General features: G+C 28.7%; 1 protein-coding gene. It reads left to right on the top strand.

Annotated elements, in window-relative coordinates; genetic code table 11:
* Positions 1 to 331, top strand: a 331-nt coding sequence (locus tag ACVHXK_RS18765; RefSeq protein WP_461207933.1) for a YitT family protein, incomplete at both ends; no start/stop codon positions are given.

Genomic DNA, 331 nt, shown 5'->3' with positions numbered 1-331 from the left:
CAAATACTATTGGTACAAGTGGACTAGCTGGTATAGCTCTTACTTTAAATCATGTATTCCAATTTCCAGTAGGGAAACTTTTAATTATTCTAAATATTCCTCTATTCATCTTTGGATATAAATTAATAGGAAAAAAATTCATATTAAAAAGTTCAATCTTTATTATTTCATCTTCAATATTAATAGATTTATCTAATAAATATATCCACTTTCAACCTATGGATGAAAAAATGATTGCTGCAATATTTGCTGGTGTAGTATCAGGAATAGCTATGTCCTTACTTTTCATGTCAGGTTCTAGCGCTGGTGGCCTTACTATTTTAGCAAAAAT

Source organism: Clostridium sp. DL1XJH146, assembly GCF_054819755.1.
The sequence above is the reverse complement of the archived record's forward strand: the minus strand, read 5'-3'. Positions and strand labels throughout refer to the sequence as shown.